At 66.5% G+C, this 2,012-nt stretch carries 1 protein-coding gene; it reads right to left on the bottom strand.

All coding sequences use genetic code 11. The features are described from left to right. Nucleotides 1–2,012: AAA family ATPase (locus tag XcodCFBP4690_RS22050; protein WP_104544389.1), on the bottom strand; the 2,012-nt coding region annotated here is incomplete at both ends.

Raw genomic sequence — 2,012 nt, 5'->3', positions numbered from 1 at the left:
TCCTGGTACTCGCTCATGTTGATGGTGATCAGGTTCTGTTCGCCGCCGTACAGCGTTTCGGCCAGGGCGAGTGCGGTTTCGGTCTTGCCGACGCCGGAGGTGCCGGCCAGGAGGAACACGCCGATCGGTTTGTCCGGGTTGTCCAGGCCGGCGCGGCTGGTCTGGATGCGCTTGGCGATCATCTCCATGGCGTGGTCCTGGCCGATCACGCGCTTGGCCAGTAGTTCGGGCAGGCGCAGTACGGTGTCGATCTCGTTGCGCGCCATGCGTCCGACCGGGATGCCGGTCCAGTCGGCGACCACGGCGGCCACCGCCTGGTAGTCGACCGTGGGCAGGATCAGCGGCGATTCGCCTTGCAGCGCACCTAGTTCCGCCTGTACCAGCTGCAGGCGCGCCAGCAGCGTGTCGCGATCCACCCGCACCGGTGCGTCGAGCACTGCGGTGTCACCAGACGCCGCCTGTGCGGCGTCGACATCAGCTTCAGCCTCTGCTTCCAATGCGCTACCAGTGCCTTCCACCGGAGCGTTACCACTACGCAGCTGTGCACGCAGCGACAGCAGCTCGTCCACCAATGCCTTCTCGCCAACCCAACGCTGCTCCAGATCACGCAGTCGGCCGTGCTCGCTTTCCAGCAGGCCGGCACACGCGGCAGCGCGCTCCTCCACCACGATGCCAATCGCACGCTCGCGCTCGATGATGGCGTGTTCGGTGTCCAGCGCTTCGATGCGGCGGCGGCTGTCGTCCACTTCCGCAGGCGTAGCGTGCAGGCTGACCGCCACGCGCGCGCAGGCGGTATCGAGCAGGCTCACCGATTTGTCCGGCAGCTGGCGGGCGGGGATATAGCGGTGACTGAGCTTGACCGCCGCTTCCAGCGCTTCGTCGAGGATCTGCACACCGTGGTGTTGCTCCATCATCGAGGCCACGCCGCGCATCATGCGCACCGCCTTGGCCTCGTCCGGCTCGTCCACCTGCACGGCCTGGAAGCGGCGGGTCAGCGCGGGATCTTTCTCGATGTACTTCTTGTACTCTGCAAACGTGGTGGCGCCCACCGTGCGCAGCGTGCCGCGCGCAAGCGCCGGCTTGAGCAGGTTGGCGGCATCGCCGGTGCCGGCCGCGCCACCGGCGCCGACCAGGGTGTGGGTTTCATCCACGAACAGGATGATCGGCTTGGGGCTGGCCTGTACTTCTTCGATGACCGCGCGCAGGCGCTGTTCGAACTCGCCCTTCATGCTGGCGCCGGCCTGCAGCAGGCCCACATCCAGCGTGCGCAGTTGCACGTCCTTCAATGCGGGCGGCACATCACCGCGGGCGATGCGCTGTGCGAAGCCTTCCACCACCGCGGTCTTTCCCACGCCGGCTTCGCCGACCAGGATCGGGTTGTTCTGGCGGCGCCGCATCAGGATGTCCACCACCTGGCGGATCTCGTCGTCACGGCCGATGATCGGGTCGAGTTTGCCCTCGCGCGCTTGTGCGGTGAGGTCGGTAGTGAATTTCTTCAGCGCTTCCTGCTTGCCCATTGCGGCAGGCGCGATGGCGCCGCTGGCCTCGCCCGGTGCGGCGGTCTGGCCCAGTGAGAAACCATCGCTGGGCAGCAAACCCTCTTCCGGCGAGCCGGCCACGATCTGCGCAAAGTGCTCGTTGAGTACCTCGGGCTTGAGCTTGTCGAACTCCTTTGAAATCGCCAGCAGCGCATGACGCAGCCCACGCACGCTCAGGATGCCGACCATCAGATAGCCGGTGCGCACCTGCGCCTGCCCAAAGCTGAGCGAGGCATACACCCAGCCGCGCTCCACCGCTTCTTCGACATTGGCCGACAGGTCGGTGACCGCGGTAGAGCCGCGCGGCAGGCCATCCAGGGCGGCGGTGACATCGCGCGCCAGCGTGGACGGATTGAGCTGGAAGTGCTTGATGATGCGGTGCAGGTCCGAGTCCTGCAGCTGCAGCAACTGATGCAGCCAGTGCACCAGCTCCACGTACGGGTTGCCGCGCAGCTTGCAGAACACGGTGGCGCT

It is taken from the genome of Xanthomonas codiaei, from assembly GCF_002939785.1.
Lineage (GTDB): Bacteria > Pseudomonadota > Gammaproteobacteria > Xanthomonadales > Xanthomonadaceae > Xanthomonas > Xanthomonas codiaei.
This window is presented reverse-complemented; position numbering and strand designations above follow the sequence as displayed.